We start from the raw sequence: 23,581 nt of genomic DNA on the forward strand, positions 1-23,581 counted from the left end.
ATACACGAAAACCCAATAACCGTCCCCCGAAAACGCTTATTAAATCGCCGAAAGAGACATATCCGCTCTCGGTGCGGGATTCGGCCCGAAAGTGGCATTGATAGCGGATATACCGCAATCAATGCCAGTAAACCCAGTAACCGTCCCCCGAAACCGCTGATTCCATCGCCGAAAGCGGCATATTCGCTCTCGGTGCGGGATTCGGCCCGAAAGTGGTATCGATAGCAGATATGCCGCTATCGATACCAGTAAACCCAGTAACCGTCCCCCGAAACCGCTGATTCCATCGCTGAAAGCGGCCCCCCACACAAAAAACGCCGCCCCACAAACGGGGCGGCGGCTCAAAATCAGATCATGTCCACATAAAGTGGACCATACGTCTCTTCCTTGCCTCCGGCAAGCAGCTTCATCTCCAGCATGTCGCCATCGGCCAACGGACCAACTCCGGCCGGGGTGCCGGTGTAGATGACATCGCCGGCGCCAAGTCCCATGTTGGTGCCGATGAAGTCGATCAACTGCTGCAGCGAGAAGATCATGTCCTGCGGACAACCGGCCTGCACCGTTTCCTCATTCTTAAGCAGGCTGAAGGTTAATTGCGTGAAATCCTCCACGCCTGTGAACGGCGTGAACGGACTCAGCACCGCAGAGCCGACGAAGCCCTTCGCGAGCAGCCATGGATGGCGCTTCTCCTTCAGCTTCGACTGCACGTCGCGTGCCGTCAGATCGATCCCAAGCGCAATGCCGTCCACAAGCTCATCGACGCGCATACCCGGGCGATAGCTAGCTCCGATGCGCACGACGACTTCCAGCTCATAATGAATTTCGCCGATTGTGCCAGGCAATTCAAGCTTGCCCACAGCGGGATGAAGCGCATGTGTCGGCTTGGAGAAGATCATCGGCTCCTCCGGCACATCGTTGCCGAGCTCCTTTGCATGCAGGGCATAATTGCGTCCAACGCAATAAATATTACGGATTGATTCCATAGATAAACGTCCTTTCGCCCAACGTCAAGTGTAGGGTGCAATGTGGTTTTAACGCTGTAAACATCATAGCACGATTGTGGTGGTTTCTTTAAGCTTTGAAGTCGGCGCAGGTGCTTGATAACCATTTCTTAAGCTGTAACAGAGGTCGGTTTTCTTCATACAATCTTGAAAAAGCAAACCTCACTCCTTGATTTCGCGCATTGTTGCAGATGGCTCTGTGCATGATAATAAGCGTATATCAACCCGAGGGGGAATAGAGAACATGGCAAGCAAAACGATGAAAACAACTGCAATCGCATTGTCGGCAGCAGCATTGCTGCTTGGAGCAACTGCATGCGGTAACAAAGCCAATGACACAGCAGATAATACGAATACAGGTACAAATGCAGGCGGTAACAAAGGTGACGAGAAAGTAACCATCACGTTCCAGAACATCTACCCGGATCCGGAAACACCTTCCTACAAAATGCTTCACGCGATCGTGGATCAATACACGAAGGATCACCCGAACGTAACGATCGAACTCGATACGCTCAACACGGATCAACAGAAGCTGAAGCTTAAAACACAAGCGGCTTCCAAAGAAGTACCGGACATCACAATCGTGAATCCATCCGCACAAATGAAGCCTTTCGTAGATGCCGGCCTGTTCGCTCCATTGAACGACATGCTGGATCAGAACGGCCTGAAAGATACATTCCAAAAAGGTCTGCTTGACTACTACAGCTTCGACAACAACGTATACGCATTGCCTGACGGCAACAACATCGAAGTGGTTTACTACAACAAGGATCTGTTCGCACAAGCAGGCATCACTGAGCCTCCAACAACGTACGAGCAATTCATCGATGATGTAAAGAAATTGAAAGCGAAAAACATCACGCCAATCGCAATCGGTGAGAAAGATTCCTGGACAGGTTCGTTCTTGTTTATGAACGTACTGCTTCGTACAAACGGCGGCCCAGGCTTCCTGCAAGACGTGCAAGACGGCAAGAAAACATTCAACGATCCTGCATTCGTAGAAGCCGTTTCCAAAATGCAAGATCTGATCCAGGCTAAAGCCTTTAACGAAGGCGCAACATCCGTTGACTACAACACAGGCGGCAACCTATTCAAAACAGGTAAAGCAGCTATGATGATCATGGGTACTTGGGAAACTGGCGCAATCGATGCTTCCTCCGTTGGCGGCAAAGTCGGCGCATTCAAATTCCCTACAGTTGGCGGCAAAGGCGATCCAGACCAATTCATGCTTGCTCCGGGTTCCGCATTCGCAATCTCGGCTAACAGCAAACATCTGCAAGCTACAAAAGATTTCTTGAACTACTTCATGCTCAACATGCCTAAGAAACAGTTCGAGCTGAAAAACGCAGTAGGCAGCGGCCAAATCATCGAAGGCGACTTCAAAGCAGCTGGTTACTCCGACCTTGCAATTGGCGTACTTGATCTATTCAAAGGCGTTAAAGGCGGCGACCTGGCATTCGATAACACAATGAAACCGGCAATCGCTCAAATTCACCTTAGCAGCATTCAAAACATGTTCGTTCAAAAGGTTGACCCTGCAGCAGTAGCTCAGGAGCACCAAGCAGCATTTGACGCGAACAAATAAGCACCATTAAATAGCTAGTCGTTTGCGGGTGGAGGCATACTTAGCGGCTTCCATCCGTTTACGACTTTATTTTCAATCCATTACGATCAGGAGGCAACCCCAGTGAATGTTTTAAAAGTCCCGGCCCGTACAATTGCAGTTTTCGTCCTGCCGTGTCTGCTTCTCTATATCGGCCTCGTGTTCGTTCCGATCGTCGTTTCGGTTTACGACAGTTTGCTGGATTGGGACAGCATCAATAAGGCGAAATTTATCGGGCTCGATAACTTTAAAACGATCCTGACCGAAGATACAAACTTCTGGCCATCCGTTCGCCGCACGTTGATGTACTCGGTATTTTCCATGGCGGAAATTCCGATCTGTCTATTTATCGCAGCACTGATGAATCGTTACGTACGCAAAGCAAATACGCTCGTCTCGCTCTATTTTGTACCTGTTATTTTGTCAGTCGTTATCATTGGTCAACTTTGGAAAACCATCTACAACCCAACTGAAATGGGCGGTATGCTAAACGGCGTGCTGAACGCGGTTGGACTGGAAAGCTGGACACGCAGCTGGCTGACAGAGCCGAAAGTTGCGATGTACTGTTTGTATTTTGTATCGCTATGGCAATACTTCGGTTACCATCTGCTCATTCAGTACACAGGTGTGCAAAACATCTCCAGTGAAATTTATGAAGCAGCCAAAATCGACGGTGCGGAAGGCTTCAAATCCGACTGGTACATTACTTATCCAATGGCGATTCCGATCTTCAAAATCTCGATCATTCTTGCCTTTATCGGTTCCCTGCAAGCCTTTGACCTCGTTTGGGTCATGACTGGCGGCGGTCCTGCTCATGCAACAGATACCATTTCCATGCACATGTATAACATGTCGTTCCTGTCGCTCAAATATGGATACGGAAGCGCACTTGCTACAATTCTTGTCATGGTTTGCTTAATCTTTACGGTCGTCATCAATTTCGTCTTCAAAAAAGTCGAAGCGAAATACACCTAGAAGGGAGAACAAGAACATGGCAAGTTTTAAAAAAGGGCTCGTGTATCTGCTTCTCTCGATCCTTGTTGTCACGCAAATTTACCCATTGCTCTGGCTGGTCATGTACTCGCTCAAAACGAACGAGCAAATTCTCGGCGGTCACTTCTTTTCCCTGCCGACATCGCCGCAATGGGGTAACTATAAAGCCGCTTATACGAGCGGTCACTATCTGAAATACTTGAGCAACAGCATCATCGTAACCTCGATTACGCTGGTCTGCGTCATTGTGCTAAGCTCCATGGTCGCTTATGCGATTTCGCGGTTCAAATGGAAGTATGGACCGCTTGTCACGCTCGTCTTCTTGCTTGGGATGATGATCCCGATGCAAGCAACGCTGCTGCCGCTCATGGTTATTTTCAGCAACTTGGATATTCTGAATACACGGTTGTCGCTCATCCTGCCGTATATCGCCTTCTCGACGCCGATCGCCGTCTTTATCCTTAGCGGATTCATGCGAGGCATCCCAGCCGAGATCGAAGAGTCGGCCTTTATGGACGGAGCAAGCGTGTACCGGATCTTCCGCAGCATTATTCTGCCGATATCGGTACCACCGATTATGACGGTCGTTATCCTGACATTCATCACGATCTGGAACGAGTACATCATGGCAGCGACGTTTATATCTGCAGAGCGGTTGAAAACTCTTCCTTTCGGCATATATAATTTCGTTAGCCAGTACAACGCCAATTTTGGTGCAATCGGTGCATACCTTGTACTTGGCGCCTTGCCGGTCATGCTCGTTTACTTCATCCTTTCCGAGAAAATCACGAAGGGTATGGTAGCCGGAGCGGTGAAAGGGTAAGGAACCCCGTAGCTTAGGAGAGGCGGAAAAGGCCAGTGTCCCGCGGATTTCATTCGATTCAATACCGATTATTCGTGCTGTTCCTCATCAGTATGGCTGCAATCTTACTGATCGTCAGCATTCTGTACTATAACCGAACGACGGTGCAATTTCATGAGAAGGTCAGCGGCTTATCCAAGCAAAACGTATCGCAGACGGTAGGTTTGTTTGACCTTCTTCTGAAAGGCTATGACAGTCTGTCTAAGTCCGTCATCGGCAATAATGATTTGGCTCGCATTCTGAGCAATCCTGTAGTCGACAGCCCTGCTGTCGATTATTTTAATGAGCGGAATATTACGAACATTCTAGGCGCTGCCTTTCTATCACAAGAAGATATTATCGGGATTCATGTATTGACCGACAATGGGAAAGTGTATAACTATGGCAACTACGCGAATGTCATTGACCCCGATTATGCGAAGACCGATTGGTATAAGCAAATCAAAGCCTCAACCGGCAGCATGGTATGGCTGGGGGTGTATGAACGCTCGATCATCGATCAGGTGGAGAGTCGTTCCGTGTTTGCTTTTGGCCGGCCGATCTATGATTTAAACAATCATAAGCAGGTAGGGATCGAACTGTTCGAAACAAGTCCGAGAGCCATTATTGCGGCGATGGAGAATTTGAAGCTTGGCGCGCATAGCCAGGTTTTTTTGATGTCTAGCGAAGGGAAAGTCATCTCGACTACTTCAATCACATGGGATGAACCGTGGCTTGCGAGTCTGGAGCGACCGCATGATGGCATTCCGGTTGTTGTCGAGCAGGATGATCAGTTGATCGTATCCTCAAAGCTGCCTTATGCAGATTGGACGGTGCTCAGCGTGACGCCGGATAAGGATCTGAATGTGGAACTGGCGGAGACACAGCGGTTTCTGCTTCTAGTTGGCGCTGCGCTTGTTCTAGTTGCAACGCTTATTGCGACGATTTTCTCACGAACGATATCATCACCGCTTAAGCGGCTCATCTCCGAGATGAAGCAGGTTGAAATCGGGAATTTCCGCGGCTCGCTGAATGTGACCTCGTATCAAGAAATCAATATATTGGTCGTCTCCTTTAATCAGATGGTGAACCAGATCGCCGAGCTCATTGAACGGGTGAAGATTTCCTCTGTCAGTGAGAAGAATGCGGAGCTGAAGGCGCTGCAATCGCAGGTAAATCCCCATTTCCTCTATAACACGCTCGATATGATCTACTGGATGCTCGATGAGAAAGGCCATGACCGTCTTGGCGAGGTGGTGCTGTCTCTATCGCGCTTGTTCCGCTACAGCAGTCATTGGGATGAACGCGCAGTCAGCTTGCGGGAGGAAATCGAACAGACCGAGCATTATCTGACGATTATTGTGACACGGCTGGAAGGGCGCTTGACCGTGGATATTGATGTGGGTGAACCTTGGCTGAACATCCCATTGCCCAAAATGACACTGCAGCCCATTATCGAAAATGCGGTGAAATACGGCTTGGAGCCACTCGTTGACCGATGCGGTTTGCTGCGGGTCTACACCGAAGAAGACGAGCGTCAGCTGCGTATTATGGTGCAGGATAACGGTGCGGGGATGGATGAGGCCGCATTGGCGCGATTGAATGCATCGCTGCTCAACCCGGAAGAGGCGACTGTGCGTGAGGAGAACGAGGAAATCCGGCATGAAGGCGGCATCGGTCTAGTTAACCTTCAGCGGCGTATTCGGCATATGTATGGCGAAGCGTACGGTGTTGAACTAAAGAGTGTGCAGGACGAAGGGACAACGGCCATCATTACGGTGCCGCTTCTTCTGCCGCCGATCAAGGAAGGAGGGAACGCCCATGGCAGTGAATATTCTCATCGCGGATGATGAAGGCGTCATTCGTGAGGGGGTGAAACGGACGATTAAGCGGGCGTTTCCCGACTATTCCATTCATTTGGCGGCTTCAGCGGAGGATGCGGTGAAACTCATGGACATCCAGCCGATTGATATCGTGCTGACTGATATTTTGATGCCCGGCATCGATGGTCTGGAATTTATGAAAATGTCACGCCGCAAGTATCCCCATGTCAAATGGGTCGTCATCTCCGCGCATTCGGAATTCTCGTACGCCCAGAAGGCGGTGCGGCTCGGTGCGCGCGACTACCTGCTTAAGCCGATTGGCAAGACGCGTCTGGTGGAGCTGATGGCGCAGTTGGCGGATGAAGCGAAGCAGGAGTCCGCGATTTCAAAGGAAAGCGAGCTGCTGAGGACGAACCTGAAGTACTTGCGAGAAGCCGTCTTTCAGCGGCTGGCATCGGGGCTCGATATCGGCAATATGGACATTGGAGAGCTGATCGATCGGTACCCGAAATTCCGATTAATCATGGTGCGAATTGAAGAAGCGGTCAAGAACGTACAGCTGGAGCATTTTATTATCGAAAATGTCCTCTCAGAGCTGATTGATCGGCATGGGCAGGGGTTTGTCGTGAACTTCGATCGGCAGAGTCTGCTTGGTCTTGCCCAGCTGGAGGATGACCGGACTGAGGGAGAGTTACTGCAGGAGCTGCGCACGCATCTCAGCCACTATCTCAAGTTGCCTTTTCATATCACGTATTCCGATATTATTTGTGAGTTTACTCGCATCCCGGATGAGGTGAGACGACTGCGCCAATCGTCGGTAACGACGGCAGGCGATCGCCAAGAGGGCGGCGACAGGGCAATCGAGGTGGCTTTGCAATATTTGAAGGCGCATTACAACGAGGAGCTGTCGCTCGAGAAAGTGGCGTCTGTCGTGTTCTTGAACCCGATTTATTTCAGCCAATTATTCAAACAGAAGACAGGGCAAGGGTATAAAGACTACGTCATCAGTCTGCGCATCGAGCAGGCCAAGGAGCTGCTTCTTCAGCCAGGCCTTAAGCTGGCCGAGATTGCCGAGCGAATCGGCTACGCGGATGTGCGCCATTTCACGCAAGTCTTCCGCAGGAAGATGAACGTGACCCCGACGGAATACCGTCAGCAGCTGATGGCGGAGAGGTAAGTAGGTGTGTATATACAGCGAGGGCTGAGTGATCGTATGCGATCTCTCAGCCTTTTTTGCAACCCGATATTGCATTAATGCTCTTCATCCTCATCCACGGCAACCCCCAGCTGGCGGTTCTTCTCCTTGAAGCGTGAGTTATGCGAGGAGACATAGGCCGTCTTGTTAGCGGCAGGGTCGAGATAGGTTTTGACGCTGTTCGTCGCGTTTACAGCATCGGTGAATGTGCCTGCGATCAGATGGACCTTGCTGTCGTGCATGACAAAATCGCCTGCTGCGAAGACGCCAGGGAGGTTCGTCTCCATTTTGCTGCTGACATGGGCGTTCCATTCCCCCATCTCGACTCCCCAATCCCGAATCGCGCCGAAGTTGTACCGCAGCCCATGGTTGACGATGACCGCATCCACGTGAAGCTGCTCCACCTCACCGGTTTCGACATGAGAAATGCTCACGCGGTCGATGGCGCTTCCGCTGCTGCTATGCAGCGCTTGAACGGCGTATGGCGTCCGAACAGTTGCGGATGATTCCTTCATCTTCGTCACATTGCGCTCATGGCCGCCGAACTTATCTCGCCGATGCACGACGGTCAGGCTAGCCGCTATCGGCTCGATCATATTGGCCCAGTCGACCGCAGAGTCGCCGCCGCCGGAGATCAACACATGTTTGCCGCGGAACTCCTCAAGCGACTGAACGGTGTAATGCAGGTTCGTCACCTCGAAACGGTCCGCACCCTCGATCTCAAGCTTAGCCAGCTCCAGAATGCCGTAGCCGATCGCCAGCACGACCGAACGTGTCCAGTGTTTCTCTCCAGAAGCAGCAGTAAGCATAATCGTGTCATCTGCTTGCCGCTCGAGACCGATAATATGTTGACCGAGCACGACAGTCGGCTCGAATGTCATCGCTTGCGTCACCAACTGCTCGATCAACTTAGCGCCAAGCGTTGGGGTGAGACCGCCGACATCCCAAATCATCTTCTCCGGATAAATGAGAATGCGTCCGCCAAGCTCCTCACGTGCTTCGATCAGCTTCGTCTTCATCTCCCGCATCCCGCTATAGAAAGCCGAGTAAAGGCCGGCAGGCCCGCCCCCGATTATCGTAACATCGAATAATTCCAGGTGGTTGTTCATCGTTTGTTCCTACTTTCTTCTACTAATTTCCGTAATTATATACTTCTGTTTGATGGCTGATGAATAGGTGTTGACAAAGATAGCAAAGGCCATTAAAGTTTGAACTGTTCTGATACTGATAATCATTATCACAACAATTATCATACAACGAAAGTAGGAGAAAGAAAATGAACAAAATGTTAATTCCTGTTGTCGTCCTATTCATACTCGTACTAAGTGCCTGCGGAAACAACGGTGCCAATGAGAATTAAGAATGCGGCTGACACAACGAATACCACTGCAACAAACACCACGAATGCGGCAAACACAGAAGAAGCTTCCGGCACGATCACATACCAATCCCAAACCGGTCCAATTGAAGTACCCGCCCATCCCCAGCGCGTCATTTCATTAGCCGCTTACGCAGGTGACTTGATAGCGCTTGGCGTAAATCCAATCGGCGTAGATTCGTGGTCCAAAGCGAACCCGCGCTTCGATGCTCAACTGAAGGATGTGCCGGTAGTGACGGATGAGGATCTGGAAAAAATTCTAGAGCTCAAGCCTGACCTGATTATCGGCCTAGACAATGTGAAGAACCTAGACAAGCTGAACGAAATCGCGCCAACTGTTGTTTACACGTATGGCAAAGTAGACTACCTGACGCAGCACCTTGAGCTTGGCAAGCTGCTTAATAAAGAAAAAGAAGCGCAAACGTGGATTGATGATTTCAAGAAACGTGCCGCTGATGCCGGGGAGAAAATCAAAGCGAAGATCGGCGCGGAAACAACCATTTCGGTAATCGAGAGCTTCGACAAGCAGCTGTACGTTTACGGCGATCACTGGGGCCGCGGTACAGAAATTCTCTATCAAGCAATGGGTCTGAAGATGCCTGCGAAGGTCAAAGAAATGACAGACAAAGACGGTTATTACGCATTGTCTGCCGAAGTCATTCCTGATTACATGGGCGACTATGTCGTATTCAGCAAAAACGCCGAAGCGGATAATTCCTTCCAACAAACCGATACGTACAAGAACACGACGGCAGCGAAAAACAATCATGTCATCGAAGTGGATGCCAAAGAATTCTACTTCAACGATGCGCTGACGCTGGACTATCAACTGGATAAGCTGTCTAAAGCGATTTTAGGAGAATAACTTGAACAAGAGAGGAATTCATCTGAATTCCTCTTTCCCCATTCTAAGAAAAGAAGAAGAGAGAGCGCCAATGAGCCTAAAAAAACAACGTACCGCCACTTTTATACTCAAGCTGCTTGCCGGTGTAGTCGCGCTGATTGGCGTATTTACAGTCGCTATGCGCTTTGGGGCTGCTGATGTTACGATACATGACCTGTGGAAGGTGATTTTCACTCGTGAATCCGGCGATACCGTTACGATGATTCGTGAGCTCCGCCTGCCGCGTGAGGTTGCGGGGATGCTTGTGGGAGCTGCGCTTGCGGTATCAGGCTCTATTATGCAGGGACTGACAAGAAATCCGCTGGCCGATCCCGGCTTGCTCGGATTAACGGCAGGGTCCAGTGCCGCGCTTGCGCTGACCATCACCCTTTTTCCATCAGCCGGATATTTTCTCATCATGGTTGCTTGTTTTGTCGGGGCTGCCGGAGGAACGTTGTTTGTGCTAGGAATCAGCGCAATCAAGAAGGGGGGATTATCTCCACTTCGGATGGTACTGGCAGGAGCGGCCGTGTCGGCATTTCTGTATGCGGTGTCTGACGGCCTCGGCTTGATTTTCAAAATTTCTAAAGATGTGACGATGTGGACAGCCGGGGGATTGATTGGAACCACTTGGGGACAAATTCAAGCGATTTCACCTTTTATTCTCGTAGGCATCTTTATTGCGATCCTGCTGTCTAAGCAGCTGACCATTCTAAGTCTCAACGAAGAGGTTGCCGTGGGGTTAGGGGTTCGGACGGTGTACATTAAAATCATTCTTTATATCGTCATCACGATTCTGGCAGGCGCATCCGTTGCCTTGGTTGGCGACATGGCCTTTATCGGACTCATGATTCCTCATATTGTGCGTGCCATGTTCGGTACCGATTATAGGGCTGTTATTCCCATGTCGGCCATATGGGGAGCGATATTCATGCTGCTGGCCGATACGGTCGCTCGTACGATTAATGCTCCTTATGAAACGCCTGTGGTGGCGATTATTGCGATGCTCGGACTGCCGTTCTTCCTGTTCATCGTGCGTAAAGGAGTCAAATTACAATCATGATCAATGCTGCTCTAGTTAGAAAACAGCGGGTCACCGCCTGGGTGCTGCTGCTCCTTATTGTGACGACGATCGTGATCGGAATGGGTCTTGGTCCTGCTTCGTTGTCATTTGGCCGGCTGCTACCGACGATCTTCGGGGATGGGACGTTTAAGGAAAACTTCGTGTTGTTCGACATTCGGCTGCCGCGTATCGTCGTAACGCTGCTGGCAGGCATGGCGCTTGCCTTATCCGGTGCGATTCTGCAAGGCATTACACGCAATGATCTTGCGGACTCCGGCATTGTCGGCATCAATTCCGGAGCGGGCTTTGCCGTCGCGGTGTTTTTCTTATATGTACCGATTGAAGATCCGGGTTCATTTGTGTATATGCTGCCGCTCGTCGGGTTTATGGGCGCACTTGCCACGGCAACGCTCATTTATTTGTTCGCCTACAGCAGGAAAGAAGGGCTGCAGCCGGTCAAGCTGGTGCTGGTCGGAGTCGGCTTCTCGATGGCGCTATCCGGTGCGATGGTGGTCATCATTTCATCAGCTGAACGAATCAAGGTTGATTTCATCGCGAACTGGCTGGCAGGTAACATCTGGGGTACGGATTGGCCGTTTATCTGGGCGCTTCTCCCATGGTTGGCTATCCTGTTTCCGTACACGCTGTATAAGGCGAACGCATTAAATATTTTGTCCATTAATGAATCGTCGGCGATTGGCTCTGGCGTAGCCGTGAACCGCGAGCGCATTGTGCTGCTTGTGATATCCGTTGCCCTTGCAGCGGCGGCGGTTTCGGTTACGGGAGGAATTGCCTTTGTCGGACTGATGGCGCCTCATATCGCCAAATCACTGGTAGGGACGAGAGTGCAATTGTACGTGCCTGTCTCGATTCTAATGGGAGGCTGGCTGCTGCTGCTTGCAGACACAATCGGCCGCAACTTGGTCGATCAAGGCGTCCCGGCAGGGATTATGATTGCATTCATCGGCGGACCTTACTTCCTGTACTTGCTCCTTAAGAAATGACAAAAAGACCGAGCGGCGATGTTTCCATCGCTGCTCGGTCTTTCTCAATTTGAGACAGCTTTAATTCCAACTATAGCCAGGTTAAGATTGCGGGAAGAACTGCGGCAAATAATCTTTGTTCGCTTCCAGCATCTCGTCCAGCAGTTTGATTGCTACTTCAACATTCGGTACCAACGGATGGTGAACCATCGCTTGGAGCGCGACATCGCGGCTGCCGGTTACAGCTGCTTCAATGGTAAGCTGCTCATAGGTTTTAACGGCATGAATTAATCCTTTGACATGCAGAGGCACGTTCGTCAGTGGAAGCGGCAGCGGGCCGGTCTTCGTCACCAGACAGTTTACTTCGATCGAGGCGCTGTCCGGCAGGAAGTCGATCGTGCCATTGTTAGCGACATTAAGCGTTTGGATGTCGTTCTTGCCATTGTAGAGCGACTTCATAAGGTTAACCGCTGCTTCGGAATAATAAGCGCCGCCGCGCTGCTCCAGCTGCTTTGGTTTCTCGCTCAGATCCGGGTCTGCATACAGTTGGAACAGCTCGTCCTCTACACGTTTCACAACCGCTGCACGGTTGCCGTCACGTTTGAAGGATTCTTGCTGCTCGGCCAGCATCTCATCTGTCATATAGAAATATTTCAGATAATAAGAAGGAAGCGCGCCGAGTGAACGGAGGAAGTCCGAATTCCAGCCCTTCTGCGGGACGTTCTTGCCGGTGAAGCCTTCCGTATTGTTTAGCAGCTCAGGGAGCTTATCTACGCCGTTAACGTCTACGCGTGTCACCCAGTGAAGATGGTTCAAACCGACGAATTCCGTGTAGATGTTCTCCGGTGTTGTGTCATAGGTCGTAGTAAGCCATTTGGTCAAACCGATCGGTGCATTGCACAGGCCGACGCTGCGTACGTTGGAATGGGTGTGAATGGCCTCGGTTACGATACCCGCCGGGTTCGTAAAGTTGAGCAGCCAAGCGTTAGGTGCCAGTTCTTCGATATCCCGGCAGATGTCCAGCAGTACCGGAATGGTCCGCAGTGCTTTCATCATGCCGCCAGGACCGGTTGTTTCCTGACCGATGACGCCGTATTTGAGCGGAATGGACTCGTCTTTGCCGCGCGCTTCGAGCATGCCGACACGCATCTGCGTGCTGATGAAATCAGCGCCTTTGATCGCTGTGCGGCGGTCTGTCGTCAGATGCACCTCGATTGGAAGGCCGGAGCGTTCTACCATGCGTTTTGCTAAATTACCGACAATGTTTAGCTTATGAAGTCCTGCCTCAATATCGACGAGCCACAGTTCTCGTACCGGAAGCTCATGATGAAATCGAATAAATCCTTCTACCAGCTCAGGAGTATAGGAGGAACCTCCCCCAATAACTACAACTTTCAATCCGTCTGCCATTCTAGTCACATCCCATCTAATTAGTAAGTCGTTCGTTATAGGTTGATTTCATCGAATTCGCCAAGTGCCCGCATGCAGTCATAAACATCCTGCTCTATTGTTAAGCCATCTGCTTCCATCGCAGACCAGACAGCGCCAAAGACCGGGTCCACCGTCAAGGTGACGAGCGTGGCCGATGGTGCCACGGCTGCAACAAACTCTTCAATCGGACCGCGAATCCAACCGCGGTCGCCGCGTGTCAGCAGACTGCCTGCAAGCACGACATCGAAGGTTTCGCCGGTCATCCCTAGACGCCGTGCAACAGCAACTACAGACTTGCCAAGCTCTGTCCCTTGATGTTGAAGGATAGCGATTGCCGCTTCATCACCAAGCGCCGCTGCTTCAAATAGCAGCTTCGTTACATCGACCGGCACTTTCTTCTCATGATCAAGGAAATCGTTCAGCATCGTTTCGACATCGCTGTATCCCAGATAAGCGAGCACCAAGCCCGTCAAAGCAGTTGGCTTCTCGCGGCCATCCCAGGCGCGGATAACGGTGCGGAATGCCTCAATGTTCAAGGATGCGCCTCCACCGAAATCGCCATGCATATATTCGAAGCCGCCGCATTGGATATGGACGCCTTCCTTATTGCGACCGGCGCAGTTGGTGCCGGTACCGCAAATGACGGAGATGCCATAGGAGCGGTCCGTGCCCGCACGCAGGCCAATCATCGTATCGCAAGTGATCGAATAGCGGGGCAGGCCGATCGCGCTCACGATAGGATGCAGAATACGATAATCGGCTTCACGATCAGCACCTGCAAGGCCAAAATAAGCATGCTGTACATCTTCATGTTTGACGCCTGCCTGTGTGAGTGCATCGGAAACGGCTTCCGCCAAGTGGCGAGCGGCGCCTTCAGCATCCAGCTGATGATTGCCGTTTCCGCTTAGACCTTTGCCAAGCACGTTGCCGTGTTCGTCGGTGAGCAAGGCGTGCGTTTTGGTGCCGCCGCCGTCTATGCCTAAATAATAAGTCATTAATGTCACTCCTACTCTATCTCGCTTCAATCTCTTGTATTCTCTTCTTGCCATAAGTAAAGTTAAAGCGGTTAAACTTTTACCGAAAAAAATATAGGAGCGAATTGGAGCAGTAAACTGCTTCTTCGAAAGTTAAAGTGCTTTAACTTTCATCTCCTTACCTTATTGTAGAGGAGACCGATTTATTTTTCAACCTTAATTTCGATGTCCTTCATGTACAAGCTTTCGCAAAAAGCATATAATGAATCCAAAATTACCCTCGGGGAGTGTCTGAACGTGAGTGTCAGCTACAAGAACTGTCAAAGCTGCGGCATGCCCATTGCCAAAGGCGATAAGAACGGTACGGAGGCCAGTGGAGCGAAGAGCCTAAAGTATTGCATCCATTGTTATGTAGACGGCCAATTCACTTTACCTGATCTAACGGCGAACGGCATGAAGGAGCATGTGAAGGGGAAGCTCGCGAGCATGGGCTTTCCGAAGTTTACGACGGGGTTCTTTACGCGCGGCATCCATAAGCTGGAGCGCTGGAAGAGCTAAGCGAGTGCAGGAGCGGCTTTGGCGGAGGAGAGACAGACCTCGGGTCTTGTCTCTTTTTTGTTGTTTTTAGGGCTGTTTTTGCAACTGATTCGTATGAAGTGGTATGGTGTAAAGAAGCACTAGTAGGAGGAAGAACATGGCGAACGAATCTAAGAAAAATAAACATATTGCAAATATATCGCTGGGTATCATGGCTGCAGGTTTCGCAGCAACGTTACCTTTCAGCGGCAAGGGGCTTAGCTTGCTGCATGTCGGCTTCGAGGCCGGCGTCATCGGGGGGCTTGCGGACTGGTTTGCCGTTACGGCGCTATTTCGCCACCCGCTGAGAATTCCGATTCCGCACACGGCGCTGCTGCCGCGCAATCGCAAGAAGATGTCGGATGGCATCGTGAGGGTGCTGGAGGATCGGCTGCTTGCCAAAGAGAGCATGATCGAGAAGCTGCGGCAGATCGAGCTCGCGAAGCAGCTGCTGCCGGCTCTACGCCAGGCGGCTCATTCAGCGATACACAGCGAGCGCTTGCCTCATCTGCTCGAGGGAGCGCTGCGTACGATAGAGCTGGAGAAGCTTGTTCCAATTCTCTCGGGGGAAATTCGCACCGCGGTGGAGCGAATTGATCTGGAAGCGGCGCTTCGCGGCTTCTTGCGAAATGCCGTGGAGAATGGCGTAGACGAGCGTCTGCTCGATTTGCTGCTGGAGCGTGCGGAAGAATGGGCAAGCACGGAGGGGATGCGCCGCGAGCTGGGCAATGCGGCGATGCAGCTCGTGAAAGGGCTGAATCTGGGCGGTCTGATGCAGTTTGCGGTCAATGCGTTCATCGGCTATCTGGATGAGGATAAACTGGGCACGATGCTGCAATCTTTTATCCTAACGAAGATTCATGAGCTCAAAGTTCAAGGCACAGATCGGCGTGCTGTTATTATGAAGCATCTGCATCAAGGGCTGGAGATGTTGATTTCGCGTTTGTCCGAAACCGGACAGCTGAATGCGCTGCGCGATGAGCTGCTCGCTTCATTCGATCTGGATGGCGAGATGACGCGATTGTTCGAATCGCTGCGCGAGAAGGGAATAACGTTCCTCCATTCGGAGGATTTCGCTGCCAAGGTTTGGCCGATGCTGGAGAGCCTGCTTGATCGCTTGGAGGAGAACCACGGATTAGTCGAAGATGCCGAGCAGTGGCTGAAAGGGCAGGTTGCCGGACTCATTGAACGCAATCATACGAAGATCGGTTCATTCGTGAAGGAGAACCTCGATCGACTCGACAATGATCAGCTGGTGGAGTTAATAGAAGATAAAGTGGGTCAGGACCTGCAATGGATTCGGGTCAATGGTGCCGTTTGCGGTTTCTTGATCGGTCTATTATTGCGGTTAATTGAAATGGGCTTCGGTTATAACTAAATAAGAAGAAGCAGTCCGTTCTATTTCGCCTTATTTGTGAGAAACGGCAAATTAGTGAGGTAGAGTGAGGCTGCTTGCGATCGAATCGATTGTAAGCGTTATATTCGCGATAGTTGGCTGGAAATGAGAACGAAACCGTTTGCGGCCTTCCTTTACAAAAGACATGCGCAGGCGTAACATACGATTCATGCTTAATCTTCTGCAATAGCGCTGAATTTCTGAATAGAAATCGGGGGAACCACTCATCTGGGGTGAATCTTGAAGAACAGACCGTTTCGGTCAACGCTTTAAGTAGGGCGACTCTCACGCCCGAATCCGTCAGCTAACCTCGAAAGCGTACTAGAGAGGCAACGATTGTTCGTTCGTGCATATAGACACTTTAATTATAACTTGTGCCTAGAAGCCGCGAGAGGCGTTCCTCTGTGTTAAAGAGGCAATCCCTGCAGGCTTCTTTTTTGTGCTGTTTAGGAATGGACACAAAAAAGAATAAGTTTGCGAAGAATATGTAAGTTTATAGGTGTAGAAAGGAAGGCGAAGTTGTCATGGCTGGTTACCGCCGCAAAACCCCGGAAGAATTGCTCTTATCCATCTCCAAAATTCATCGCGGCCGTCTTAAAATTTATGTTGGTGCCGTGAGCGGCTCAGGCAAAACCTATCATATGCTGCGTGAAGGCCAAGCGCTGAAGCAGCAGGGCATTGAGGTTGTCGTCTGCGCCGTGTCGACGATGCGCCGGCCGGAAACGGTGGAGCAGCTTGCTGATTTGGAGCGGATCCCGAGCATTCATTGGTACAAGGGGGACGTGGAGAAGAAGGATCTTAACTTGGATGTCATTCTGGAACGGAATCCGGAGGTGCTGCTTGTTGACGGGCTGGCCCACGAGAACCGTCCGGATGCGAAATTCCCGACTCGTCTGGAGGACATTCAATTTCTTCTGAGTCACGGTATCAGTATCATCACAACCGTGAATGTATACGAACTCGAAGGGGTAACCGAGCTTGCACAGAAGCTGACAGGCATTACAGCGGAATGTACGGTGTCCGCGGATCTGCTGGAATTGGCGGATGAGGTAAGGCTTATCGATGCATCGCCGGAAACGATTCTGACACGCCTAAATGAAGGGCGTTTAAACAATATTAAAGATCCCGGGCTGCTCAAGCGCGGGAACCTCGGCAAGCTCAGAGAAATTGCGCTTCGACTGATGGCCGAAGGCGTGAACGAGTCGCTTGAGAAATACCGCGAGGAGCAGGGCTTCATCGGGCCGTCGGGCGCTACGGAACGGATTTTGGTTGCGGCGCAGTATCACTGGAATGGTTCGATCTATATTCGGCGCGGTCAGCAAATCGCCAAGCGGCTAAGCGGCGACCTGGAGGTTGTGGTCTTCGTCGATTCCAGCCAGGAGCCTACGAAGGAAAGAGATGATTTCAAACGTTCCATTCTGAAGCTGACTGAGAAGGTGGATGCCGGCTTCAGAGAAATTTCAGTGAATAACAGAAGGCAGATTCCGCGTGCGCTCATCAAATACGCGATGCTGATCAATGCGACCCGCATCGTCATGGGTCATTCCAAGCAGACGCGTGCACAGGAGATCGCACAAGGCTCAATCGCGGGCAGCGTGCTGAAACAGATGCGGAACATCGACGTTTTCTTCATGGCGGACAGAGCCGAGCATGAGGGAGAGCGAGTGCTGCCAACGAAACGGGCGACGCCGAAGATGACAGCGGAGCCATACCGGAGGCTAAGTGCGCAAGAGGTAGAGAAGAAGATCGAGCGGATTCGCCGCGGGAAATTCAAGGTCTATGTCGGCGCAGCACCCGGGGCAGGCAAGTCCTATATGATGCTTCGCGAGGGCAATGATTTGCTTCGCAAAGAAATCGACGTTGTAGTCGGTCTAATGGAGACTCATGATCGTGCGGAAACGCAGGATCAGGCCGGACGACTGGAGGTAGTGCCTCGTCTGTCCATTGACAGTGATGGCAAGGTTCACTCCGAGATGGATGTGGATGCGATTATTAAGCGCAATCCGGAGGTTGTGCTGATCGATGAACTGGCCCATATCAATGCACCGGGCAGCCGCAACAAGCGCCGGTATGAGGATGTACAGGAGATTTTGGATGCCGGCATATCCGTTATTGCTACCATGAATGTACACCATCTGGAAAGCTTGAAGGATGCTGTGGAGCAGATTACGGGGATCGCAGTGAATGAGACGGTACCGGACATGATGCTGCGGCTTGCCGAAGAGGTGGAGCTGATTGATGTGGCGCCGGACACGCTGCAGCAGCGAATGCGGGAAGGTCATATTTATAAAATGGACGACGTCGAAGACGCGCTCTGCGGCTTCTTCAAGACAGGTAACCTGATTGCGCTGCGCGAGCTTGCTTTGCGGGAAATCGCTGACGATGTCGATGAGCGTCTGGAATCGTGGGAACGCAACGGTTCGCTTCGCGGTCCATGGCGGCGCCATGAATCGATCTTCGTGGCGGTAACGGTGAACAAGAAAGCGGAGAGACTCATTCGCCGCGGCTTCCGAATAGCGCATAGGCTCAAAGCGGATTGGCATGTCCATTACGTGCAAACGGATGCGGTGCCGGGTGAAGAGGAGCGAATAGAAGAGCTGCAGGAGCTGACAGCGCGTCTTGGCGGCACGTTCGAGGTCGAGCGCAACGTCTCGCGTAACGATGTACCTGCTGCTCTGCTGGCGAAGGCAAACGTACTGAAAAGCACGCAGATGGTGCTCGGTCAATCCGGTCAAGGCTTCTGGAGCAAGCTGCGGCATAAATGCGTGGTCGACACCATTTTGCGTGAAGGACGGCACATGGATGTGCTTGTTGTAGCGGATTTTAATCCAAATATCGAAATTGGAGAAGAATAGATACTGGGGTTTAGGTACACATTTATTCACAAGCATGGATATCCATTAAACTTGGTAATATGTGAGATTACCTGACAATTTAAAAATTTAAATTGAAACAACCCTCTTTTCTTGGTAGAATCTTTAGTGTATTAAAGATAACTTGTAGGGGGAAGCAGAATGAAAAAATGGTATATTATAGCTATTCTTACACTAGTGACGGCAGTAATGCTCTCTGGTTGTGGTGCAAAGAGCAACAACAATAACTCAGGCAGCGAAGCAGGCAACAGCAGTGATGATACAACGTACATGTTTGCAACAGATGCGGCTTATGCTCCAATGGAATATATGGACAAAGACAAGATCACGGGCTTCGACATCGAATTCCTTGACGCTGTTATGAAAGAAGCCGGCCTGAAACATGAAGTGAAGAACACGGGCTGGGACGGGATGCTTATAGGCGTTGAGAAAGCTACTGAGTTTCAGGCAGGCATCTCGAGTATTTCGATCACCGATGAGCGTAAACAAACGTACGACTACTCCATGCCTTATTTCGAATCCATTAACGTCATCATGGTTAAAGAAGGCAGCGACATTAAGAGCGCGCTTGACTTGAAAGACAAGAAGGTTGCTGTTCAAACCGGTACTACTGCTGATATCCTGATGACGGAAATCATGGGCAACAGCAACACCGATTTGAAGAAGTTCGACAGCAATGCTGTTGCTTTGCTTGAGCTTGATCAAGGCGGCGCAGATGCAGTTGTTGCGGACATTGCGATCGTACGCGATTATATCAAGAATAACGCAGACAAGAAGTACGTAGAAATTTCGGATACGGTTAACTTCACGCCTGAATATTACGGCATTCTGTACCCTAAAGGCAGCGAGCTGAAGGCGAAGCTGGATCCGGCGATTAAGTCCGTCATCGAGAACGGTAAATATGCAGAATTGTACAAGAAATGGTTTGGCGAGGAGCCGAATACGGCGAATCTGTTGAAGTAAGAAAGCGCCTAGGGCATGCGTGATTGCGCATGCCCTTTTGTTCGCTTAGCCGATCATCGATGTAGAGAAGACGAAAGGGCGAATTGGGATGGATTTGAGATTTAGATTTGATATCATTTTGGATTATGCGCCGCTTCTGCTGAAAGGGACGCTGTATACGATCGGGATATCCTTATCGGGTATATTGATTGGTTCGATCTTGGGTTTAATCGTTAGCTTTGGCAAAATGTCGACCCGCTGGTTTTTTCGCTGGCCGATGCAGTCTTACATCAACTTCTTCCGCGGAACTCCGCTGCTTGTGCAAATCTATATTGTGCACTTCGGACTTGTTCCGCTCATCTACGGTAAAACGAATGCGATTGTTGCGGCCATAACCGCTTTATCCTTGAATGCTGCAGCCTACACGGCTGAAATATACAGGGCTGGTATTCAGTCCATCGACAAAGGTCAGACAGAAGCGGCCAAGTCGCTTGGCATGACCCATGCTCAAACCATGCGTTTCATCGTGCTGCCACAGGCGATTAAACGGATGATTCCGGCTTTCGGTAATGAATTTATCGTCCTTGTGAAGGACTCCTCTCTGGTTGCGCTGATCACAGCGCCTGAGATTATGTACTGGAGCAACGTCATGAAAGGGCAGTACATCCGTGTATGGGAGCCGTACCTGACAGCTGCGTTCATTTACTTCATTCTTACTTACTCATTAAGCAAGCTGCTCAATGCATTGGAAAGGAAAGTGTGATGCACATGAGTCCAATCATTCAAGTAACCGGGTTGTCCAAAGCGTTCGGCACGAATGTCGTACTCAAAGATATTAATGTCGATATCAATAGCCAAGAGGTTGTCGTTGTCATAGGCCCGTCCGGATCAGGCAAATCGACGTTTCTTCGTTGCCTTAACCTGTTGGAAGAGCCGACCGGCGGAAATATTGTTATTGAAGGCCAGTCGCTTATGGATAAGAAAACGAGCATCACAAACGTCCGTACCGAGGTGGGGATGGTGTTTCAGCAGTTTAATTTGTTCCCGCATCTGAAGGTGCTGGACAATATTACGATTGGCCCGGTTCAAATTCGCAAATGGCCGGTTCAGAAAGCGCGTGCCAAGGCATTGGAGCTTCTTGAGAAGGTAGGCTTGTCCGACAAAGCGAATGCGTATCCGGCTTCGCTGTCCGGCGGTCAATCACAGCGCGTCGCGATTGCACGTGCGCTTGCGATGGAGCCGAAGATCATGCTCTTCGACGAACCGACATCGGCGCTTGATCCTGAGATGGTAGGTGAAGTGCTTGCGGTTATGAAGCAGCTCGCGAAGGAAGGCATGACGATGGTTGTCGTCACGCATGAAATGGGCTTCGCCCGTGAAGTAGGCGATCGCGTCATCTTTATGGAGCAAGGTTACATTGTTGAACAGGGCACGCCGGCACAGATCTTCGAGCGTCCGCAGCAGGATCGGACAAAGGCGTTCTTGTCGAAGGTGCTGTAAGGAACTGACGAAATAGAAAAAGCACCAATCCGCTTAAGGATTGGTGCTTTTTAGGTTGCCCGAGAAAGTCTCGACAGCCAGTTGTTTGTCAATATCATTGAACAGAACTTTAACGGTTGTCAGCATGGCTATTTTATGAAAATAACCCTTTTTGAAATGCTAACGGTTGTGACAGACGTTATTTGCAATAAATTGGTCGATTCCTAGTGGAAAACGTTCAAATAAGCTCGCTGGCAACCGTTAGAAAATAATAAGGGTGAATATATGCCGAATAACCACTGTCACAACCGTTAAAGTTGGAATGCGGCGAAGCATGCACTCATCGCGGAGTACAGAACATAGACTGAAAAGCACCAATCCGTTTGAGGATTGGTGCTTTTTTACGCCCTACTTATTAGAACGCCCAGTTTCCGTTGCGGAAGATCGTTTCCGTAGTGCCGTCTACGCGCTCGCCTTCGATGTTCAGCTCTGCGGAGCCAATCATGAAGTCAACGTGGACAAGACTAGTGTTCAGACCGTTAGCGACTTGCTCCTCTTCGGACATCGTTTTGCCGCCTTCAATACAGAAGGCATAGGCTTTACCGATTGCCAAGTGACAGGAAGCATTCTCGTCAAACAGCGTGTTGTAGAATACGAGGTTCGTATCCGAGATCGGGGAACGATGCGGAACGAGCGCGACTTCGCCGAGGTAAGCGGCGCCTTCGTCTGTACCAACAAGGTTCTTAAGGACTTCAAGTCCTTCTTCGGCTTGAACGTCGATGATTTGACCGTCCTTGAACGTCAGCGAGAAGTCCTTGATCAGGTTGCCGCCGTAGCTAAGCGGCTTCGTGCTGGACACAGTACCATTCACGCCGCCTCTAAGCGGGGCAGTGAACACTTCCTCTGTCGGCATGTTCGCCACGAAGATATCGCCCTTTGCGTTCTCACTGCCTGCACTGATCCAGATGTGGCCTGGTGCCAGCTCGATTGTGAGATCGGTTCCCGGTGCTGTATAGTGCAGCTTGCGGAATTTCTTCTCGTTCAAGTGTGAAGCTTTCGTATCCAGCACTTCAATATGCGACTTCCATGCCGCGACCGGATCTTCTTCGTTCATGCGGGTTGCCGCGAAGATTGCATCCCAGAGTACATCCTCTTGGCGGCTTGGCTCGACATCCGGGAACACTTTAGCAGCCCAATCCGGGGACGGAACGGCAACGATGGACCAGCTGACTTTATCGGACATGGTATAACTTCTCCACGTCTTCAGCGCGATACCGGCCGCTTTATTAGCATTAGCGATCCGCTCAGGCTTCGTGCCTTTCAGCAGATCCGGGTTAGGTGCGATGATGCTGAGGAATGCCGCGTTATCTGCAGCCATCTGCTCCCAGCCTTTCGCACGCCATTCCGGATATTCCGTGAAGGCTTCGTCTGGAGCAAGCTCGTATTTCGTGCGAGTAATGACATCGTCATTCCATTCCACGTGTACGTTTTTGGCGCCGACTTCATAAGCTTTCTTCACGACAAGACGCACGAAAGGCGCGCACGAGATGGAGGTGGAAATAACTAAAGTTTGGCCAGGCTGTACATTGACGCCGACCTCTACAGCAAGCGCTGCGTAACGCTCGAGTTTCTCTTGAAAATTAGGCAATGGACTCACTCCTACAGGGCAGAATAGTTTTATTCTAACATATAAGGCTGTCATTTCCCTATTGGGGGAATTTCATCTCGAGCAGGCGGTGCGGACCGCTCAACTTTGCTTGCAGGGGCAGGCTGGATAGGGTGTATACTAGTAGGTACTAAGGAGGTGCGTCATGACACCATTTACACAAAGCGTTATAGCAGTCATCGCCAATATACCTGCAGGAACCGTCATGACGTACGGTCAAATTGCCGCCCAGGCCGGCAGCCCAAGAGGGGCCAGGCAGGTGGTGCGGATTCTTCATTCCATGAGCGAGAAGCATGGATTGCCATGGCACCGTGTCATTAACGGAAAAGGCGAGATCGCCATCGGCGATGGAGAAGGGCGCTACATGCAGCGTGTACTGCTGGAGGGCGAAGGCGTGTACGTGAGTCCCGCCGGCACAATTGATTTAGCGGAATACCGGTTCGAGCCGGAACCGAATTATTAAGGTAAAGAAAGAAGG

19 protein-coding genes, 1 pseudogene and 1 riboswitch are annotated in these 23,581 nt (G+C 50.8%); of the genes and pseudogenes, 15 read left to right on the forward strand and 5 right to left on the reverse strand.

Translation table 11 applies throughout. From position 1 onward, the window contains the following. Window positions 1-347: 347 nt before the first annotated feature. Window positions 348-983 carry a fumarylacetoacetate hydrolase family protein gene (locus tag AC506A_RS22685; RefSeq protein ID WP_495463269.1) on the reverse strand — a complete coding sequence of 212 codons (636 nt, stop codon included), beginning with the start codon at window positions 981-983 and terminating at the stop codon, window positions 348-350. Between the two features lie 262 nt (window positions 984-1,245). Here AC506A_RS22685 and AC506A_RS22690 point away from each other — a divergent pair, with 262 nt between their 5' ends. From AC506A_RS22690 to AC506A_RS22710, 5 genes are all read left to right on the forward strand, one after another. Next, window positions 1,246-2,589: a sugar ABC transporter substrate-binding protein gene (locus AC506A_RS22690; protein ID WP_495463270.1), complete on the forward strand. Its 1,344-nt coding sequence runs from the start codon at window positions 1,246-1,248 to the stop codon at window positions 2,587-2,589. Between the two features lie 102 nt (window positions 2,590-2,691). Beyond that, a complete protein-coding gene (locus AC506A_RS22695) occupies window positions 2,692-3,582 on the forward strand; it encodes a carbohydrate ABC transporter permease (protein WP_495463271.1) in 891 nt (296 codons plus the stop codon). A 16-nt stretch (window positions 3,583-3,598) separates the two neighbouring features. After that, on the forward strand, window positions 3,599-4,423 hold the full coding sequence (locus AC506A_RS22700) for a carbohydrate ABC transporter permease (RefSeq protein ID WP_495463272.1): 825 nt from the start codon (window positions 3,599-3,601) through the stop codon (window positions 4,421-4,423). Window positions 4,424-4,515: 92 nt separating this feature from the next. Next, the gene (locus tag AC506A_RS22705) at window positions 4,516-6,291 is read left to right on the forward strand and encodes a sensor histidine kinase (RefSeq protein ID WP_495463365.1); all 1,776 of its coding nucleotides are present in this window, start codon (window positions 4,516-4,518) and stop codon (window positions 6,289-6,291) included. Further along, a complete protein-coding gene (locus AC506A_RS22710; protein ID WP_495463366.1) occupies window positions 6,269-7,441 on the forward strand; it encodes a response regulator in 1,173 nt (390 codons plus the stop codon). The genes AC506A_RS22705 and AC506A_RS22710 overlap by 23 nt, the downstream gene beginning before the upstream one ends. Before the next feature lie 74 nt (window positions 7,442-7,515). Here AC506A_RS22710 and AC506A_RS22715 read toward each other — a convergent pair whose 3' ends face one another. After that, on the reverse strand, window positions 7,516-8,568 hold the full coding sequence (locus tag AC506A_RS22715) for an NAD(P)/FAD-dependent oxidoreductase (protein ID WP_495463273.1): 1,053 nt from the start codon (window positions 8,566-8,568) through the stop codon (window positions 7,516-7,518). A 167-nt stretch (window positions 8,569-8,735) separates the two neighbouring features. On the opposite strand from AC506A_RS22715, the pseudogene AC506A_RS22720 reads away from it, so the two are divergent. From AC506A_RS22720 to AC506A_RS22730, 3 genes and pseudogenes are all read left to right on the forward strand, one after another. Beyond that, window positions 8,736-9,702: pseudogene (locus AC506A_RS22720) on the forward strand (iron-hydroxamate ABC transporter substrate-binding protein). A gap of 70 nt (window positions 9,703-9,772) precedes the next feature. After that, the gene (locus AC506A_RS22725) at window positions 9,773-10,783 is read left to right on the forward strand and encodes a FecCD family ABC transporter permease (RefSeq protein ID WP_495463274.1); all 1,011 of its coding nucleotides are present in this window, start codon (window positions 9,773-9,775) and stop codon (window positions 10,781-10,783) included. Then, on the forward strand, window positions 10,780-11,787 hold the full coding sequence (locus tag AC506A_RS22730) for a FecCD family ABC transporter permease (protein ID WP_495463275.1): 1,008 nt from the start codon (window positions 10,780-10,782) through the stop codon (window positions 11,785-11,787). Before AC506A_RS22725 ends, AC506A_RS22730 begins: the two co-directional genes overlap by 4 nt. A gap of 81 nt (window positions 11,788-11,868) precedes the next feature. On the opposite strand, the gene AC506A_RS22735 is transcribed toward AC506A_RS22730, so the two are convergent. Together AC506A_RS22735 and AC506A_RS22740 are read right to left on the reverse strand one after the other, a co-directional pair. After that, window positions 11,869-13,176 (reverse strand): 6-phospho-beta-glucosidase, encoded by a 1,308-nt coding sequence (locus AC506A_RS22735; protein ID WP_495463276.1) that lies wholly within the window; start codon window positions 13,174-13,176, stop codon window positions 11,869-11,871. 35 nt (window positions 13,177-13,211) lie between these two features. Beyond that, complete coding sequence (locus AC506A_RS22740) at window positions 13,212-14,192, reverse strand: N-acetylglucosamine kinase (RefSeq protein WP_495463277.1); 981 nt, start codon at window positions 14,190-14,192, stop codon at window positions 13,212-13,214. Between the two features lie 276 nt (window positions 14,193-14,468). Here AC506A_RS22740 and AC506A_RS22745 point away from each other — a divergent pair, with 276 nt between their 5' ends. The 6 genes from AC506A_RS22745 (at window position 14,469) to AC506A_RS22770 (ending at window position 21,458) form a co-directional block, all read left to right on the forward strand. Then, complete coding sequence (locus AC506A_RS22745) at window positions 14,469-14,729, forward strand: zinc ribbon domain-containing protein (RefSeq protein WP_495463278.1); 261 nt, start codon at window positions 14,469-14,471, stop codon at window positions 14,727-14,729. 136 nt (window positions 14,730-14,865) lie between these two features. Then, on the forward strand, window positions 14,866-16,125 hold the full coding sequence (locus AC506A_RS22750) for a DUF445 domain-containing protein (RefSeq protein WP_495463279.1): 1,260 nt from the start codon (window positions 14,866-14,868) through the stop codon (window positions 16,123-16,125). Between the two features lie 198 nt (window positions 16,126-16,323). Continuing rightward, window positions 16,324-16,477: riboswitch (cyclic di-AMP (ydaO/yuaA leader) on the forward strand. Window positions 16,478-16,667: 190 nt separating this feature from the next. Further along, window positions 16,668-18,998 carry a histidine kinase gene (locus AC506A_RS22755; protein ID WP_495463280.1) on the forward strand — a complete coding sequence of 777 codons (2,331 nt, stop codon included), beginning with the start codon at window positions 16,668-16,670 and terminating at the stop codon, window positions 18,996-18,998. Between the two features lie 159 nt (window positions 18,999-19,157). Then, on the forward strand, window positions 19,158-19,979 hold the full coding sequence (locus AC506A_RS22760; protein ID WP_495463281.1) for a basic amino acid ABC transporter substrate-binding protein: 822 nt from the start codon (window positions 19,158-19,160) through the stop codon (window positions 19,977-19,979). Between the two features lie 94 nt (window positions 19,980-20,073). Beyond that, complete coding sequence (locus AC506A_RS22765) at window positions 20,074-20,721, forward strand: amino acid ABC transporter permease (protein ID WP_495463367.1); 648 nt, start codon at window positions 20,074-20,076, stop codon at window positions 20,719-20,721. Window positions 20,722-20,735: 14 nt separating this feature from the next. Next, window positions 20,736-21,458 (forward strand): amino acid ABC transporter ATP-binding protein, encoded by a 723-nt coding sequence (locus tag AC506A_RS22770; RefSeq protein WP_495463368.1) that lies wholly within the window; start codon window positions 20,736-20,738, stop codon window positions 21,456-21,458. 394 nt (window positions 21,459-21,852) lie between these two features. On the opposite strand, the gene AC506A_RS22775 is transcribed toward AC506A_RS22770, so the two are convergent. Further along, window positions 21,853-23,085 (reverse strand): aminopeptidase, encoded by a 1,233-nt coding sequence (locus AC506A_RS22775; protein ID WP_495463282.1) that lies wholly within the window; start codon window positions 23,083-23,085, stop codon window positions 21,853-21,855. A gap of 163 nt (window positions 23,086-23,248) precedes the next feature. Between AC506A_RS22775 and AC506A_RS22780 the strand changes: the two genes are divergently transcribed. Continuing rightward, complete coding sequence (locus AC506A_RS22780; protein ID WP_495463283.1) at window positions 23,249-23,566, forward strand: MGMT family protein; 318 nt, start codon at window positions 23,249-23,251, stop codon at window positions 23,564-23,566. Window positions 23,567-23,581: the final 15 nt, after the last annotated feature.

The sequence above is a fragment of the Paenibacillus sp. N22P23 genome, from assembly GCF_059383735.1.

Bases quoted from the DNA above. Each gene is read 5' to 3' on its own strand.
- AC506A_RS22730 (WP_495463275.1), top strand. From the start codon at position 10,780: ATGATCAATGCTGCTCTAGTTAGAAAACAGCGGGTCACCGCCTGGGTG.
- AC506A_RS22715 (WP_495463273.1), bottom strand. From the start codon at position 8,568: ATGAACAACCACCTGGAATTATTCGATGTTACGATAATCGGGGGCGGG.
- AC506A_RS22755 (WP_495463280.1), top strand. From the start codon at position 16,668: ATGGCTGGTTACCGCCGCAAAACCCCGGAAGAATTGCTCTTATCCATC.
- AC506A_RS22690 (WP_495463270.1), top strand. From the start codon at position 1,246: ATGGCAAGCAAAACGATGAAAACAACTGCAATCGCATTGTCGGCAGCA.
- AC506A_RS22780 (WP_495463283.1), top strand. From the start codon at position 23,249: ATGACACCATTTACACAAAGCGTTATAGCAGTCATCGCCAATATACCT.
- AC506A_RS22725 (WP_495463274.1), top strand. From the start codon at position 9,773: ATGAGCCTAAAAAAACAACGTACCGCCACTTTTATACTCAAGCTGCTT.
- AC506A_RS22700 (WP_495463272.1), top strand. From the start codon at position 3,599: ATGGCAAGTTTTAAAAAAGGGCTCGTGTATCTGCTTCTCTCGATCCTT.
- AC506A_RS22735 (WP_495463276.1), bottom strand. From the start codon at position 13,176: ATGGCAGACGGATTGAAAGTTGTAGTTATTGGGGGAGGTTCCTCCTAT.
- AC506A_RS22750 (WP_495463279.1), top strand. From the start codon at position 14,866: ATGGCGAACGAATCTAAGAAAAATAAACATATTGCAAATATATCGCTG.
- AC506A_RS22760 (WP_495463281.1), top strand. From the start codon at position 19,158: ATGAAAAAATGGTATATTATAGCTATTCTTACACTAGTGACGGCAGTA.
- AC506A_RS22705 (WP_495463365.1), top strand. From the start codon at position 4,516: ATGGCTGCAATCTTACTGATCGTCAGCATTCTGTACTATAACCGAACG.
- AC506A_RS22685 (WP_495463269.1), bottom strand. From the start codon at position 983: ATGGAATCAATCCGTAATATTTATTGCGTTGGACGCAATTATGCCCTG.
- AC506A_RS22740 (WP_495463277.1), bottom strand. From the start codon at position 14,192: ATGACTTATTATTTAGGCATAGACGGCGGCGGCACCAAAACGCACGCC.